Consider the following 14,630-nt stretch of genomic DNA (forward strand, 5'->3'; position numbering starts at 1 on the left):
GGGTGGACCGGGTCGAGGCGTTCAACTCCCTGCCCACCGGCCGGCTCGAGGCGGAGCTGCTCGCCGTGTGCGCCGCTCCCGCGTGGGGCCGGGCGGTCGCGGCGCTGCGGCCGTACCCGTCGAAGGAAGCTGTCCTGGCCGCGGCCGATGCGGCCGCAGCCGGCCTGAGCTGGCCCGAGGTCCTGCAGGGGTTGTCGGCGCATCCGCGGATCGGTGAGCGGGCGCAGGGCGACTCGAAGGAGGCCGCGTGGTCGCGGCGGGAGCAGTCGACGGCGGCGGGCAGCGGCGACGACGAGACCAGGGCCGCCCTGACCGCGGCGAACCATGCCTATGAGGACAGGTTCGGGCACGTGTTCCTGATCTTCGCCAGCGGCCGGACGCAGGAGGAGATCCTGGCGGCGGCCCGCGAGCGGATCGGCCACGACGAGGCGACCGAGCGGGCCGTCGTCACCGATGAGCTCCGCAAGATCGCCCTGCTGCGACTGGAAAGGCTGCTCGATGCCCTCGACTGACGGCACGGCGGCGACGTCGCACGCCAGGATCTCCACCCACATCCTCGACACGGTCACCGGTGACCCGGCCCGCGACGTGTACGTCCGCCTGGAGCGCCGCGACTCCGACGGCTGGAAGCTGATCGCCGAGGGCCGCACCGACGACGACGGCCGGCTGCGGCACCGGGTCCCGCTGCACGACTGGCAGGCCGGCGGCTACCGGCTGGTGTTCTACGTGGAGCCGTACCTGGGTGGTCAGGCCTTCTTCCCGGAGATCACCGTCGCGTTCCACGTGCACGACCCGGACCGGCACTACCACGTGCCGCTGCTGCTGAGCCGCTACGGCTACACCACCTACCGAGGGAGCTGACCCGTGGCGATCGTGCTGGGCCGCAACCGTTACGGCAAGGCGGAGACGCGCCTGGTGCACGTGCGCCGCGGCGGTGACCGCCATGACCTGGTGGACCTCAATGTGAGTGTCGCGCTCTCCGGCGATCTCGCGGCGACCCACCTGAACGGCGACAACGCCGGGGTGCTGCCCACCGACACGATGAAGAACACGGTGTACGCGTTCGCCCGCGAGCACGGTGTCGGTGCCCCCGAGGAGTTCGGCCTGCTGCTGGCCCGGCACTTCGTGACGACGCAGCCGCAGATCTCCGCAGCCCAGGTCACGCTGGAGTCGTACGGCTGGGAGCGCCTCGGCCCGCACTCGTTCCGCCGCTCGGGCGACCACGTCCGCACCGCCGTGGTGACCGTCGCGGAGCCGGGCACGCAGGTGGTCTCCGGGCTCAAGGACCTGGTCCTGCTGAACACGACGGACTCGGAGTTCCACGGCTATCCCCGCGACCGGTACACGACGCTGCCCGAGACCACCGACCGGATCCTGGCCACCGCCGTCGACGCCCGCTGGCGGCACCGGGGCGAGGCCGCCGACTGGGACGAGTCGTTCGCCGGCGCGAAGCAGGCGCTGGTCGAGGCGTTCGTGGACACCTACAGCCACTCGTTGCAGCAGACCCTGTACGCGATGGGGGAGCGGGCGCTGGAGAACCGGCCGGAGATCGCCGAGATCCGGCTGGTCCTGCCCAACAAGCATCACTACCTGATGGACCTGTCGCCGTTCGGGCTGGACAACCCGCAGGAGGTCTTCCAGGCCGGCGACCGCCCGTACGGTCTCATCGAGGGCACCGTCACCCGCGACGACATCTCCCCGGCCAGTGCGGAGTGGTATCTGTGATCGTGATCGAGAACGTCACCGTCGCGACGGTCGACGCGGACGGCACCGAGCACACCGACGGCCACGTGGTGGTCGGCGACGACGGCCGGATCGCCGCGGTCGGCGCGGGCGGCGCGGGTGCCCTGCCCGGCGCGCCGCGCCGGGTCGACGGCACCGGCTGCCTGCTCACCCCCGGCCTGGTGAACACCCACCACCACCTCTACCAGTGGGTCACCCGGGGGCTGGCCCAGGACGACAACCTGTTCGGCTGGCTCACCACGCTCTACCCGATCTGGGGCCGCATCGACGCCGAGGCGGTCGGGGCCGCCGCGGGCGCGGGCCTGGGATGGCTGGCCCTTTCCGGCTGCACGACCAGCATGGATCACCACTACGTCTTCCCGCACGACGGCGGTGACGTGCTGGCCGCCGAGATCGAGGCCGCCGGGCAGATCGGGCTGCGGTTCCACCCGACCCGTGGCTCGATGGACCTGGGCCGCTCCTCGGGCGGGCTGCCGCCGGACAACGTGGTCGAGGAGACGGACGCGGCGCTGGCGGCCACCGAGGCGGCGATCGACCGGTGGCACGACCCGTCGCCCGGGTCGATGCTGCGGATCGGCGTCTCGCCCTGTTCGCCGTTCTCCGTGACGCGGGAGCTGATGAGCGAGGCCGCCGCGCTGGCCCGGCGCAAGGGCGTCCGCCTGCACACCCACCTCGCCGAGACCGACGACGAGGAGGAGTTCTGCCGGTCCCGGTTCGGCTGCTCCCCGGTGGAGTACGCGGAACAGCTCGGCTGGCTGGGCGAGGACGTGTGGCTGGCGCACGGCGTACACCTGGACGACGCGGCCGTGGCCAAGCTCGGCGCGACCGGCACCGGGGTCGCACACTGCCCCAGCTCGAACGCCCGCCTCGGGGCCGGCCTGGCCCGGGTCCGGGACCTGCTGGACGCCGGCGCCCCGGTGGGCCTGGGCGTGGACGGCTCGGCCTCGCAGGAGGCGGCGCACCTGGGCGAGGAACTGCGTCAGGCGCTGTACGTCGCCCGGCTGCGCGGCGGCCCGGCCGCGCTGTCGGCCCGCGAGTCGCTGCGGCTGGGCACGATGGGCGGCGCCCGCTGTCTCGGCCGGGCCGACGACCTCGGCTCCATCGAGGTGGGTAAGCTCGCGGACCTGGTGCTCTGGCGCCTCGACGGGCTCGGCCACGACGGTATCGACGACAAGGTGGCGGCGCTGGTCCTCGGCCCGGCCGCGCCGGTGGAGCTGGCCCTGGTGGGCGGCCGGCCGGTGGTGGAACAAGGGCAGCTGGTCAACGCGGACGCCCGCGCGCTCACGCTGCGCGCTCGCCGGGCCCACCGTCGGCTGCTCGACGGATTTTAGGAAAAATTAAGGAAGTCGCCCCGATTAATTGTTATCAGGAAGCCGGAACGCCGCGACCTGCGGGCCATTGTCGGGCAATTCCTAAATCTTCTTTCGCGCCTTGATACAAGCCTTCTGAGCTGTGCATACTCCGTGGCGAATAGCTTTCACCACCCGGTATGGCAGCAGCGAAGGAATGGTTATGCGGACAACACCAGCCCATGTCGCCCCCGGCGAGGTGGCCAAGCGGCGCCGACGCACCACCCGCGTCGCCCTGGCCGCCGCGGTCGCCGCCGCGCTGGGCGGCAGCGGCATCTACATCGCCAACGCGAGCGCCGCCGAGACTGTCGTGGCGGGCCGCGTGCAGGCCGAGGCGTACGCCGCCCAGTCCGGTGCGCAGGTCGAGGGCACCGGCGACGCCGACGGCGGGAAGAACGTCGGCTGGCTCGCCGCCGGGGACTGGCTGCGCTACGACAACGTCCCGGTGACCGGCGCCGGCCTGTCCGCCCGGATCGCCTCGGACAACGCCACGGGTGGCTCGATCGAGCTGCACCTGGGCTCGCAGACCGGCGCGCTGCTGGCGACGTTCCCGGTCGCCCGGACCGGTGGCTGGCAGAAGTGGACGACGGTCACCGCGACGGCGAAGTCCGTACCCACGGGCCCGCAGACGGTCTTCGCCGTGCTCAAGAGCGCGCAGGCCGGCGACTTCGTGAACGTCAACTGGTTCACCTTCGGAGCGGCTGCCCCGTCCACGCCGGCGTCCTCCGCCTCGGCGCCCGCTCCCTCCGCGCCCGCACCCACCACCTCCGCCCCCGGTGGCACCCCCTCCGGTGACGGCTGGGTGACCATGGACCAGGCCAAGTGGAAGGCGCAGCTCGCCGCGTTCGAGGCGATGCAGCCCAAGCCCGTGCCGGCCGGCAACGTACGGGTGCCCGAGTTCAACGCCTCCTGCACGGTCAGCCACTCCAAGCCCGACGACCCGATCGTCTTCCCGGGCCTGTCCGGCGCCTCGCACATGCACACGTTCCTGGGCAACGACAGCACCGACGCCAACACCACGACCATGACGCTGCTGGCCAACGCCGGGTCGAGCTGCAAGCCCGGCGAGGACCGTTCCGCGTACTGGGTGCCGGAGCTCCAGGAGAACGGCAAGGCCGTCAACCCGCACGGTGTCACGGTCTACTACGGCTCCCGCCTCAAGGACCCGACCAGGACCGTGCCCTTCCCGCAGGGCTTCCGCATGATCGTCGGAGACGCCAAGCGGCAGGTGGCCACCCCGCAGGGCGCTCCCGGCCAGTTCTGGTGCGCCGGGGCCGGTGGCGAGGTCGGCCGCAGCGCGGACGGCAACTGGCCGGTCTGCGCCAAGACCGCCGAACTGACCTTCCAGCTGACCTTCCCGGACTGCTGGGACGGCGTGCACCTGGACAGCCCCGACCACAAGTCGCACGTCGGTGGGACCGGCCCGGACGGCACCTGCGCCAGCGGCAAGTTCCCGGTGGCGATCCCGTCGCTGTCCTTCGTCATCGGCTACCCGACCTCGGGCAGCGCGGCCGGCTTCAAGCTGTCCTCGGGCAACGCCTCCTCGATGCACGGCGACGCGTTCTTCGCCTGGGAGGACGAGGCGCTGGGCAGCCGGGTCAAGAACTGCATCGTCCAGAAAGCCAAGTGCGACTCGTTCGGCAACTTCTAGGTCGGCACCACCGGGTGCCCCCTCATCCCCAGGGGGCGCCCTCATCCCCAGATAGTTGAAAGCAGTGGCCCCCGTTTCCCCGCGGGGGCCACTGCCATGTCCCGGCCGACTGCCGTGCGCCGGGCGCGCGGACCGATACGGTACGGAGAGATACGCGCGTTCCGAGTCATCGCAGTGAGGGGAGTCGCCGACCGTGACCGAGATTCTGTCCGACGAGGCCGTGGCGTTCGTAGCTGACCTGAACCGGCGTTTCCGCCCGCGGCGCAACGAGTTGCTGGCCGCCCGGGCCGCCCGGCGCGCCGAGATCGCCGCCGGTGGCAGCCTGGGCTTCCTGGCCGAGACGGCCGACGTGCGCGCGGGCGACTGGACGGTGCCGGCCGCGCCCTCCGACCTCACCGACCGGCGGGTCGAGATCACCGGGCCGACCGAGCGCAAGATGACCATCAACGCCCTCAACTCCGGGGCCAAGGTGTGGCTGGCCGACCTGGAGGACGCCAACACCCCGCACTGGTCGAACGTGGTCGACGGCCAGCAGAACCTGTCCGACGCGATCCGGCGCACGATCCGGCTGGAGACGGACAAGAAGACCTATGAGCTGGGCGACGGGCCGTACCCGACCATCGTGATGCGGCCGCGCGGCTGGCACCTGGACGAGCGGCACCTGCCGGTGGACGGGGAGCCGGCCGTCGGGGCGCTGGTCGACTTCGGGCTCTACTTCTTCCACAACGCCGCCGAGCTGCTCAGCCGGGGCAGCGGGCCGTACTTCTACCTGCCCAAGATGGAGTCCCACAAAGAGGCGGCGCTCTGGAACGACGTGTTCACGTACGCCCAGGAGGCGCTGGGCATCCCGGTCGGCACCATCCGGGCCACCGTGCTGATCGAGACCATCCCGGCCGCGTTCGAGATGGACGAGATCCTGCACGCCTTGCGCCCGCACATCTCCGGCCTCAACGCCGGCCGCTGGGACTACCTGTTCAGCATCATCAAGTACTTCCGGGACAACCCGGCGATGGTGCTGCCCGACCGGGCCGCGGTGACGATGACCGCGCCGTTCATGCGGGCGTACACGGAGCTGCTGGTCTCGACCTGCCACCGGCGTGGTGCCTTCGCGATGGGTGGCATGGCCGCCTTCATCCCCAGCCGCCGCGACCCGGCGGTCAACGAGGTCGCCCTGGCCAAGGTCCGTGAGGACAAGGAACGCGAGGCCGCCGACGGCTTCGACGGCTCCTGGGTCGCCCACCCCGACCTCGTGCCGGTCTGCCGGGAGATCTTCGACCGGGTGCTCGGCGACCGGCCCAACCAGCTCGACCGCCGGCGCGACGAGGTCAGCGTGGACGCGGCGCAGCTGCTCGACGTGGCGGCCACCGGCGGCGCGGTGACGGAGGCGGGCCTGCGCGGCAACGTCTCGGTCGCCCTGCAGTACCTGGAGGCCTGGCTGCGCGGCAACGGCGCGGTCGCGATCAACAACCTGATGGAGGACGCGGCCACCGCGGAGATCTCCCGCTCCCAGGTCTGGCAGTGGATCCACAACGGGGTACGCCTCGACGACGGCACCACGATCACGGCCGAGCTGGTCGGGCGGATCGAGGACGAGGAGCTGGCCGAGATCCGCGCGGCGCTGGGTGACCAGGCCTGGGCGGGCAGCCGCTTCGACGACGCCCGCAAGCTCTTCGAGCGGGTCGCCCTGGCCGACGACTTCGCGGACTTCCTGACGACGGCCGCCTACGACTCGATCGACTGACGATGCGGCTCAGCGACGACGACTACGCCGCCCTGGACGACCGGCTCGCCGCCCACGACAGGTTCCTCGCCGCGCGGTATCCGGGGGAGCGGACCGGGCGGCAGCCGGTGCACACGGTATACATCCCGGCCGACCGGATCGGCGGCTTCCGGCAGTGGGGCGCCCAGGCGCTGGCGGCGCTGGACGACTGCCCGCCGCTGCCGTTCCCGGCCGCGCTGGCCGACCGGGTCCGGGCCAAGCTGGCCACCGAGCCGATCGAGGACCTGCGGATCGACTTCGAGGACGGCTACGGCGTCCGGGACGACGACCAGGAGGACGCGGCGGTCAAGGCGGCTGTGGCCGTGCTGGCCGCCGGACCACGGCCGCCGTTCGTCGGGATCAGGATCAAGTCGCTGGAGGCGGCCACCCGGCACCGCTCGCTGCGCACCCTGGACCTGTTCCTGTCGCTGCACCAGGAGCGGTTCACGGTGACCCTGCCCAAGGTGAGCGGCCCGGACCAGGTCACCGCGATGGTCGCGCTGTGCGAGACGCTGGAACGCGGGTACGGCCTGGCCGCCGGCACGCTGACGTTCGAGATCCAGATCGAGCTGCCGTCAGCGGTGCTCGGTGCGGACGGCACAGCGACCGTGGCCCGCCTCATCACCGTGGCCGGCGGCCGGTGCACGGGCCTGCACTACGGCACGTACGACTACAGCGCGGCGGCCGGAGTGGCGGCGGCGTACCAGGCGATGGACCATCCGGTCGCCGACTACGCCAAGGCGGTCATCCAGGCGGCGGCGGCCGGCACCGGCGTACGGCTCTCCGACGGCTCGACGAACATCCTCCCGGTCGGCTCGGACGTGGCCGTCCACGACGCCTGGGCGCTGCACCACCGCCTGGTCCGCCGCTCCCTGGAACGCGGCTTCTACCAGGGCTGGGATCTGCACCCGGCGCAGCTGCCGACCCGCTTCGCGGCCACCTACGCCTTCTTCGCCGACGGGGTCGATGCGGCCTCGATCCGCCTGCGCCGCTACCTGGACCGGCAGTCGGGCGGCATCCTCGACGAGCCGGCCACGGCCCGGGCGCTGGCCGGCTATCTGCTGCGCGGGCTGGACTGCGGGGCCCTGGACGACGCGGGCTTCACCCGGGAGGAGCTGACCGCCCTGCTCTGAGCGGCGGATCGGGGCTCAGCCGCCCGAGGTGCCGCTGGACAGCCCGGAGCCGGTGCTGCCGCGGCCGACGACGTTGGTCTTGACGGTGCCGTTGCCGACCTTGCCGGTGGAGGGCAGCTTGAACGCGCGCCGGGCCGCCCGGTCGCCGGCCGAGAAGGAGTCGCCGCCGTCGAGGTAGGTGCCCGGCTTGAGGCCCCGGGCGTAGGTGGACGAGTGGTACAGGAAGAACGACGAGGTCTCGTCGGCGTCGGCGCAGTTGTCCTCGTCGACGATCTCGCCGTCCTCGTCGGCGCAGTAGAACACCTCGTCGACCGGTTCCTGATCCTCTTCCTCTTCCTCGTCGTAGCTCTCGTCCTCGTCGTCCACCTCGCCGGTGTCCGCCACCGCGTCCGTCCCCGAGCCCGGGCCCGCGTCGTAGCCGTCATAGGTGTAGGTCGCGTCGTCGGAGTCGTCGTAGGTGTTGTCGCAGGCGGCGGTGCCGCCCGCGGCCAGGGCGAGGAACGCGGCCGTCAGGGCCACCTTGCGTGAGGTCATGCGGCGGGTCGGCACGGTCGGCACTCCACGTCCCCCTCGGGTGATGCGTCGGGAGCTGCGCCCGCTGCGCGATCTTTATACCGGCCCCCGGCGCTCCGCTCAGCCCCGATGATCCACCGGGTCGGGAACCGGACACCGGATCGTGATCTTGTGGCTCGGCTTCACCCGACGTAGCCGTGTGGCAACAGTTGGCGGTTAGGCTCGGCCCATGGTCGATCTGGTGGTGCGGTCCCGTCGTGCCGTCGTCGGTGACAGCGAGCAGCCCGCCGCGGTCTCGGTCGCCGGGGGCCGGATCGTCGCCGTGGACGACTACGCCGCCGTGCTCGAGGCCGCCGAGGACGTGGACCTGGGCGAGCTCGCGCTGCTGCCCGGCCTGGTCGACACCCACGTGCACGTCAACGAGCCCGGCCGCACCGAATGGGAGGGCTTCGCCACCGCCACCCGGGCCGCTGCCGCCGGCGGGGTCACCGCCATCGTGGACATGCCGCTCAACAGCCTGCCGCCCACCGTCGACGCCGGCGCCCTGGCCGTCAAGCAGGACGCCGCCCGCGGTCAGATCCACGTGGACGTCGGTTTCTGGGGCGGTGCGATCCCGGGCAACGCCGGCGCGCTGCCCGCCCTGCACGCCGCCGGGGTGTACGGCTTCAAGGCCTTCCTGGCCGACTCCGGCGTGCCCGAGTTCCCGCCGCTGAGCCCCGACCAGCTCGGCGAGGCCCTGCGCGCGGTCGACGCCCAGTTCGTGGTGCACGCCGAGGACCCCGACCACCTGCACGCCGCCGTGTCCTCCCCGGCGTACGCGGATTTCCTGGCCTCCCGGCCGCCCGACGCCGAGCACGCCGCCGTCGCCACCGCGATCGAGGCCGCCCGCGCCACCGGCAGGCGCGTGCACATCCTGCACCTGTCCGCCGCGAGCGCCCTGCCGCTCATCGCCCGGGCCAAGGCGGACGGCCTGCGGGTCACCGCCGAGACCTGCCCGCACTACCTGACCCTGGACGCCGCCGGGATCCCGGCCGGCGCCACCGAGTTCAAGTGCTGCCCGCCCATCCGCGACGCCGCCAACGCCGACCGGCTCTGGGCCGCGCTCGCCGACGGCCTGATCACCTGCGTGGTCAGCGACCACTCGCCGTGCACGCCCGAGCTCAAGCGGCGCGACACCGGCGACTTCGCGGCCGCCTGGGGCGGCATCGCGTCGGTGCAGCTCGGCCTGCCGGTCGTCTGGACAGCCGCCCGCGCCCGGGGACACTCCCTGGCCGACGTGGTGAGCTGGATGGCCCGGCGCCCCGCCGACCTGGTCGGGCTCACCGGCAAGGGCCGGATCACCGTGGGCGCGGACGCCGACCTGGTCGCCTTCGACCCGGCCGCGGACTTCACCGTCGATCCCGTACGGCTGCACCACCGCAACCCCGTCACGCCGTACGCGGGCCAGGTCCTGACCGGGGTGGTCCGCACGACCTGGCTGCGCGGACGGACCGTGACCGGCGACGCCCCCCGCGGCGTCTTCCTGACCCGGGAGGGTTCCTGATGGAGGAGTTCACGCTGCTGCCCGACCTGGCGTCGCGCACCTTCGGCGGCGGGGTGGTGTTCGCCAACGACGAGTTCTTCGCCGCCGCCGACCATCTCGTCGAGCCGGCCCGGCCGGTCTTCGCGCCGCGGACCTTCGGGCACAAGGGCCAGGTGTACGACGGCTGGGAGACCCGGCGCCGGCGCGAGCCCGGGCACGACACCGCGATCATCCGGCTCGGCGCGCCCGGCATCGTGCACGGCGTCGACATCGACACCGCCTTCTTCACCGGCAACTACCCGCCGCACGCGTCGGTCGAGGGCGCGGCGCTGGAGGGCTATCCGGATCCGGTCCAGCTGGCCGAGGCCCACTGGGTGCCGCTGGTGCCGCGCTCGCCGCTGGTCGGGGACAGCCAGAACCTGTTCCCGGTCGACTCCAGCCAGCGTTACACCCACATCCGGCTGAACATCTACCCCGACGGCGGGGTGGCCCGGCTGCGGGTGCACGGCGAGGTCGTGCCCGACCCGCGGCTGCTGCCGAGCGTCTTCGACGTGGCCGCGGCCGAGTACGGCGCCCGCATCGCCGGCTGCAGCAACATGTTCTACGGCCACCCGCAGAACATGATCTATCCGGGCCTGGCCCGGTCCATGGGCGACGGCTGGGAGACCTCCCGCCGCCGCGACGACGGCAACGACTGGGTGCTGGTGCAGCTGGCCGTGCCGTCGGTGATCGAGCTGGCCGAGCTGGACACCAGCCATTTCAAGGGCAACGCGCCGGGCAGCGCCACCCTGCGCGGCATCGACGCCCGCACCGGGCTGCTCGACGACCCGACCGACTGGTTCGATCTGCTGCCGCAGGTGCGGCTGTCCCCGGACACCCGGCACCGCTTCGGGGTGTCGGTGGTCCCGGTCGCCACCCACGTGCGGCTGGACATCTTCCCGGACGGCGGCATGGCCCGGCTGCGCCTGCACGGCCGCCCGGACGGCGCCGTCCTGCGCGCCCGCTTCGAGGCCGTGACGTAGGTCTGCGCCCTAGGTCAGCTCGACCGGGCCGGTGTGGTCGTCCAGCGGCAGGTCGCCGCCGGCCACCGCGGTGATGATCAGCTCCGGCATCGTCAGCCGGCCGGACAGGGTCGTGGCCAGCGCGGTGTCGGCCGCGTCCCGGCCGGTCGCGATGCGGATCAGGCTGGGCCGGGGCGCGAGCCCGGTCGCGTCCCAGACCTGCCACCGGCCGTCCAACGCGGTCTCGACCACCAGGTGGAAGTCCATCGGGGACAGTCCCGGCGCGTAGACCGCCGCGACCCGGGCCGGCACGTTCATGGCCCGGCACAGCGTGGTCATCAGGTGGGCGTAGTCGCGGCAGACGCCCCGGCCGTCGAGCAGCGTGTCCGCCGCGTCGGTGCTGGGCCCGCTGCTGCCCGCCTCGTAACTGAGGTGGTCGTGCACCCAGTCGCGGATCGCCCGGACGGTCGCGGTGGCGTCCGGCAGGCCGCTGAACAGCGTGCCCGCGAAGCCGGCCATCCTGTCCGACGGGCAGTACCGGCTGGGCCGGAACGCGACGATCCGGTCCAGCTCGGTGACGTCCGCCGGGACCGGCCGGGCGACGGCCACCTCCGCCGCGTACGTGACGGTGAGCCGGCCCTGGGGGGCCCGGACGTAGTGCTGGCGACCGGGCAGCTCCACCGCCTCCAGGCTGCGGCCGTCGCTGGACAGTGACAGGGACTCCGACACCGGGTCCGCGGCGGCGATCAGCAGGACGATCTCGGCGGCCTCGCTGACGTCGAAGACGAGCGTGGCACCGACCTGGGAGTTGTTCACGGACGTCACGGTAGCCGGATCCGGATGTCGTCCGGATTACGGCGCGGGGCGGCGGAAACGCGGTCGCCCGATCCCGGCCCGGCCGCTACCGTCCCGGCATGGGCCGAACCGTGACTCTCGTCCTCGTCGATGCCGCCGGTGCGCTGCTCGGCGCCCTGCCACCGGTCGAGGTGGAGCTGCCGTGGTGGCCCGAGGCCGCCGACGTGGTCGCCGCCACCCGGGAGCGGCACGGCCTCGACGTGCACGTGCTGCGGCTGCTCACGGCCGACCGCCCGGCCCAGCCCGGCGGCCACGTGACCTACCTGGCCCAGGTCTTCGAGCCGCCCCGCGTGCCGCTCGCGCCGGCCGACGTCGACCTGGCCCCGCACCCGCTGCGCGCCCCGTACGCCGTACCCGGCGGCCCGGCCGCCTCGGTGGCCTGGGCACTGGCCGCGCTCGGCCGCGACGATGTCACCACCGTGCAACAGCGCACCTGGAACCTGTCCATGATCTGCCACTTCGACGCCGCCGGCACCCCGGTGGCCTGGCTCAAGCAGGTGCCGCGGATGTTCGCGCACGAGCCGGCCGTGCTGGCGTTGCTGGCCGGCTTCGCGCCCGGGCTGGTGCCCACCGTCCTGGCGTCCGGCGCCCCGGGCCGGATGCTGCTCGCCCACGTGCCCGGCGAGGACCGGTACGACGCCGGCGAGGACCTCTGCGCGGAGGTCGCCGCCGACTGGCACCCGGCCCAGGTGCACTTCGCCGGCCGGATCGACGAGCTGCTGGCGGCCGGCGTGCCCGACCGGCGCTTCGACATCGACCGGCTGGCCCGGGTGGCCGAGCCGTTCCTGGACGAGATCGACGGCCTGGCGGCGGTGCTGGACGCGCTGCCCGGGCGGATCGCCGCGATCGAGGCCTGCGGACTGCCCGACACGCTGGTGCACGGCGATCTGCATCCCGGCAACGTGCGCGCCGACGGGGAGTCCCGGGTGATCGTCGACTGGGGTGACTCCACGGTCGCCCATCCGGCGTACGACATCCTGCGGCTCTGCGAGGGGCTGGAGGAGCCCGGCAAGGTGCTGCAGCAGTGGGCTCAGCGGTGGCGGACGGATGTGCCCGGCGCCGACCCCGAGCGGGCCCTCGACCTGATCAGGCCGGTCGCCGAGCTGCGTTCCGCCGCGTTGTACGCCGAGTTCCTGGACCGGATCGAGCCCGCCGAGTGGCCGTACCACCGGGCCGACGTGCCGGCGCGACTGAGCGCCGCGGCCGCCGCGGCCGTACGGTGGTGGGGTGACTGACCTGCGGCGACGCTTCGTGGAGCAGCTCCGTCGCAACGGCGCCCCGCTGACTCCCGAGCTGGCCGCCGCGTTCGCCGCGGTGCCACGGGAGCGGTTCGTCGCCGAGGGCTTCCAGCGCCGCGACGGGTCCTGGGCCCGGCCCGGCACGGCGGGTTTCCGCGACGCCGTCTACCGCGACGACGTGCTGGTCACCAAGGTCGACGGCCGGGTGGCGGTCAGCTCGTCCAGCCAGCCGTCGCTGATGGCGATCATGCTGGAGGGCCTCGAGGTGCAGCCCGGCGCCCGGGTGCTGGAGATCGGCGCGGGCACCGGCTACAACGCCGCGCTGCTGGCGGCGCTGGGCGCCCGGGTCACCAGCGTGGACGTGCAGGCCGACGTGGCGGAACGGGCCCGGGCCGCGCTGGCCGGAGCCGGCGTCGAGGGCGTACGGGTGCTCACCGGTGACGGCTACGCGGGCGCGCCGGGCGAGACCTTCGACCGGGCGATCGTGACCGTCGGGGTCGCCGGGGTCTCGCCGCAGTGGCTGGCCCAGACCCGGCCGGGCCCGATCGTCGTGCCCGTCGAGCACGCCGGCACGCACCCGGTGCTGGCGGTCCACGGATCCGCGGAGGGCCCGGTCACCGCGACGGTGATCTGCCCGTCCGGGTTCATGAGCGCCGCCGGCCCGCTGACCGCCACCCATCCGCGCTCCCATCCGCATCCGGTGCCGACCGGCGCGCTGACCGCGTTCGCGCCGTTCGCAGCACCGCGCTGGGATCCGCCGCTGGGCTCCTACGGCTACCGCGACCTCTGGTACGCGGCCGGCGTGTGGAGCAGCCGGGCCACCCACGCGGCGCTGCCCGACCGGGACGTCAGCGGCGTGGTCCTGCTCGACGAGCCGGGCACCGGCGGCGCGGCGATCCTGCCGGACGGCACGGTGCTGGCCGGGGGAGACCAGGCGACCGAGTACGCCGAGCAGGCGGTCGCGATCATCGACCGCTGGGAAGCGGCGGGCCGGCCGTCGATGCGCGCGTGGCAGATCACCCTCCAGCTGACCGGTGACCCGCAGGCGCCTATCTGGGCTCCGGCGGCCTGGTCATTGCGCCCCGCACCGGCCGGCCCTGGTCCGTCCGCTTGAGCCGGGTCCAGCCGTCCCAGCCCCGCTCGCGCATCAGCTCCACCAGTCGTGGCACCCGCGGATCGGTCTCGGCGGCCAGGTTGTCGATCAGTTCGAACGGCACCTCGTCCTTCCAGGTCTCGCCGAGGTCACCCTCGCCGGCAGCGTACGCCCGGTCCAGCAGCCCGGCCATGATGTCGGCGATCTCCGGCAGCCGTGACTCGTCGGCGGGATCGCCGTCCGCGACCTCCGACAGCACCCGGTAGAGCCGGACGAACTGCGGATTCTCCAGGTCGGCCAGCTTCGCGGTGATGGCCCCCGGGATGTACTCGGGCCACCGGGCGGCGATCAGGATCCACCCGTCCCGCTCACCCTCCAGCATCCGCTGGGACACCCCGATCTCGCGGAGGCGGTCGAGGTAGCAGCTCACGTCCGACGGCAGCACCAGGCTGTCCCCGGCCGCGAGCTGCGCGATCCGCTTACGGCTGCGCTCCAGCCGTTCGATCTCCTCCCGCAGGTCGTTGTCGATCTTCTCGACGGCCTCGGCCAGGGTGTCGGCGTCGGCCTGCAGCATCAGACCGATCTGGGACAGCGGTACGCCGGCGTCGGCGACGGTGCGGATCTTGATGAGGGCCACGACAGCCGAGGCGCCGTAGCGGCGATACCCCGACGCGTCCCGCTCCGGCTCGGGCAGCAGCCCGATCTGGTGATAGTGCCGCACCGCCCGCACCGTGACGCCGGCGTACGCCGCCAGCTGGCCGATCGTGAGCATG

General features: G+C 73.1%; 14 protein-coding genes. 11 read left to right on the forward strand and 3 right to left on the reverse strand.

Annotated elements, in window-relative coordinates:
* Positions 1 to 2 precede the first annotated feature (2 nt).
* From uraD to ACWEOZ_RS35730, 7 genes are all read left to right on the forward strand, one after another.
* Entirely contained in the window at positions 3 to 512 is a 510-nt protein-coding gene (uraD, locus tag ACWEOZ_RS35700; RefSeq protein WP_451915078.1) for a 2-oxo-4-hydroxy-4-carboxy-5-ureidoimidazoline decarboxylase, read from the forward strand.
* On the forward strand, positions 499 to 861 hold the full coding sequence (gene uraH, locus ACWEOZ_RS35705; RefSeq protein ID WP_451915079.1) for a hydroxyisourate hydrolase: 363 nt from the start codon (positions 499 to 501) through the stop codon (positions 859 to 861). Before uraD ends, uraH begins: the two co-directional genes overlap by 14 nt.
* A gap of 3 nt (positions 862 to 864) precedes the next feature.
* Complete coding sequence (gene pucL, locus ACWEOZ_RS35710) at positions 865 to 1,725, forward strand: factor-independent urate hydroxylase (RefSeq protein WP_451915080.1); 861 nt, start codon at positions 865 to 867, stop codon at positions 1,723 to 1,725.
* Positions 1,722 to 3,074, forward strand: a complete 1,353-nt coding sequence (locus ACWEOZ_RS35715) for an 8-oxoguanine deaminase (protein ID WP_451915081.1) — start codon at positions 1,722 to 1,724, stop codon at positions 3,072 to 3,074. The genes pucL and ACWEOZ_RS35715 overlap by 4 nt, the downstream gene beginning before the upstream one ends.
* Positions 3,075 to 3,255: 181 nt before the next feature.
* On the forward strand, positions 3,256 to 4,743 hold the full coding sequence (locus tag ACWEOZ_RS35720) for a DUF1996 domain-containing protein (RefSeq protein ID WP_451915082.1): 1,488 nt from the start codon (positions 3,256 to 3,258) through the stop codon (positions 4,741 to 4,743).
* 193 nt (positions 4,744 to 4,936) lie between these two features.
* Positions 4,937 to 6,484 (forward strand): malate synthase A, encoded by a 1,548-nt coding sequence (gene aceB / locus ACWEOZ_RS35725; protein WP_451915083.1) that lies wholly within the window; start codon positions 4,937 to 4,939, stop codon positions 6,482 to 6,484.
* 2 nt (positions 6,485 to 6,486) lie between these two features.
* The gene (locus tag ACWEOZ_RS35730) at positions 6,487 to 7,635 is read left to right on the forward strand and encodes a DUF6986 family protein (RefSeq protein WP_451915084.1); all 1,149 of its coding nucleotides are present in this window, start codon (positions 6,487 to 6,489) and stop codon (positions 7,633 to 7,635) included.
* A 15-nt stretch (positions 7,636 to 7,650) separates the two neighbouring features.
* Here the strand turns inward: ACWEOZ_RS35730 and ACWEOZ_RS35735 are convergent, their stop codons facing one another.
* Complete coding sequence (locus ACWEOZ_RS35735; RefSeq protein ID WP_451915085.1) at positions 7,651 to 8,169, reverse strand: hypothetical protein; 519 nt, start codon at positions 8,167 to 8,169, stop codon at positions 7,651 to 7,653.
* Positions 8,170 to 8,377: 208 nt separating this feature from the next.
* Between ACWEOZ_RS35735 and allB the strand changes: the two genes are divergently transcribed.
* Positions 8,378 to 9,691 (forward strand): allantoinase AllB, encoded by a 1,314-nt coding sequence (gene allB / locus ACWEOZ_RS35740; protein WP_451915086.1) that lies wholly within the window; start codon positions 8,378 to 8,380, stop codon positions 9,689 to 9,691.
* Entirely contained in the window at positions 9,691 to 10,692 is a 1,002-nt protein-coding gene (alc, locus tag ACWEOZ_RS35745; RefSeq protein ID WP_451915087.1) for an allantoicase, read from the forward strand. Before allB ends, alc begins: the two co-directional genes overlap by 1 nt.
* 9 nt (positions 10,693 to 10,701) lie before the next feature.
* Here the strand turns inward: alc and ACWEOZ_RS35750 are convergent, their stop codons facing one another.
* Positions 10,702 to 11,487: a transglutaminase-like domain-containing protein gene (locus tag ACWEOZ_RS35750; RefSeq protein ID WP_451915088.1), complete on the reverse strand. Its 786-nt coding sequence runs from the start codon at positions 11,485 to 11,487 to the stop codon at positions 10,702 to 10,704.
* Between the two features lie 98 nt (positions 11,488 to 11,585).
* On the opposite strand from ACWEOZ_RS35750, the gene ACWEOZ_RS35755 reads away from it, so the two are divergent.
* Together ACWEOZ_RS35755 and ACWEOZ_RS35760 are read left to right on the forward strand one after the other, a co-directional pair.
* Positions 11,586 to 12,761 carry a phosphotransferase family protein gene (locus tag ACWEOZ_RS35755; RefSeq protein ID WP_451915089.1) on the forward strand — a complete coding sequence of 392 codons (1,176 nt, stop codon included), beginning with the start codon at positions 11,586 to 11,588 and terminating at the stop codon, positions 12,759 to 12,761.
* Complete coding sequence (locus ACWEOZ_RS35760) at positions 12,754 to 13,878, forward strand: protein-L-isoaspartate O-methyltransferase family protein (protein ID WP_451915090.1); 1,125 nt, start codon at positions 12,754 to 12,756, stop codon at positions 13,876 to 13,878. Before ACWEOZ_RS35755 ends, ACWEOZ_RS35760 begins: the two co-directional genes overlap by 8 nt.
* On the opposite strand, the gene ACWEOZ_RS35765 is transcribed toward ACWEOZ_RS35760, so the two are convergent.
* A complete protein-coding gene (locus ACWEOZ_RS35765) occupies positions 13,814 to 14,629 on the reverse strand; it encodes a MerR family transcriptional regulator (RefSeq protein ID WP_451915091.1) in 816 nt (271 codons plus the stop codon). The two genes, ACWEOZ_RS35760 and ACWEOZ_RS35765, sit on opposite strands and share 65 nt — an antisense overlap.
* Position 14,630: the final 1 nt, after the last annotated feature.

This window comes from Actinoplanes sp. NPDC004185 (genome assembly GCF_053603475.1).

Excerpts from the sequence above, each read along its gene's own strand:
- uraH (WP_451915079.1), top strand. The coding sequence starts at position 499 with ATGCCCTCGACTGACGGCACGGCGGCGACGTCGCACGCCAGGATCTCC.
- ACWEOZ_RS35720 (WP_451915082.1), top strand. The coding sequence starts at position 3,256 with ATGCGGACAACACCAGCCCATGTCGCCCCCGGCGAGGTGGCCAAGCGG.
- ACWEOZ_RS35730 (WP_451915084.1), top strand. The coding sequence starts at position 6,487 with ATGCGGCTCAGCGACGACGACTACGCCGCCCTGGACGACCGGCTCGCC.
- ACWEOZ_RS35735 (WP_451915085.1), bottom strand. The coding sequence starts at position 8,169 with ATGACCTCACGCAAGGTGGCCCTGACGGCCGCGTTCCTCGCCCTGGCC.
- allB (WP_451915086.1), top strand. The coding sequence starts at position 8,378 with ATGGTCGATCTGGTGGTGCGGTCCCGTCGTGCCGTCGTCGGTGACAGC.
- alc (WP_451915087.1), top strand. The coding sequence starts at position 9,691 with ATGGAGGAGTTCACGCTGCTGCCCGACCTGGCGTCGCGCACCTTCGGC.
- ACWEOZ_RS35755 (WP_451915089.1), top strand. The coding sequence starts at position 11,586 with ATGGGCCGAACCGTGACTCTCGTCCTCGTCGATGCCGCCGGTGCGCTG.
- ACWEOZ_RS35765 (WP_451915091.1), bottom strand. The coding sequence starts at position 14,629 with ATGCTCACGATCGGCCAGCTGGCGGCGTACGCCGGCGTCACGGTGCGG.